Consider the following 239-nt stretch of genomic DNA (forward strand, 5'->3'; position numbering starts at 1 on the left):
CGCTGGCGCTGGTTCTAGCGCGGGCGGCGCGATGACGAGGGACACTGAGGCGGAGAACGACAGCCGGTCGGGAAGCGACCATCTCGACGCCATCTCGGCCGCCGGCGAGGACGACGTCGAGGACGCCGAGCCCAGCAACTCCCTCAAGAGGAAGAAGCGATACCACCGCCACACGCCGCAGCAGATCCAAGAGCTCGAAGCGCTGTTCAAGGAGTGCCCCCATCCGGACGAGAAGCAGC

Annotated in this window: 1 protein-coding gene; it reads left to right on the plus strand. The window is 66.9% G+C overall.

What is annotated here, in order from left to right; all coding sequences use genetic code 11:
- Positions 1 to 31: 31 nt before the first annotated feature.
- The coding region (locus L9G74_RS24640) for a homeobox domain-containing protein (RefSeq protein ID WP_238899038.1) at positions 32 to 239 on the plus strand (208 nt) is incomplete at its 3' end.

Source organism: Shewanella electrica (assembly GCF_022321485.1).
GTDB classification, from domain to species: Bacteria; Pseudomonadota; Gammaproteobacteria; order Enterobacterales; family Shewanellaceae; genus Shewanella; species Shewanella electrica.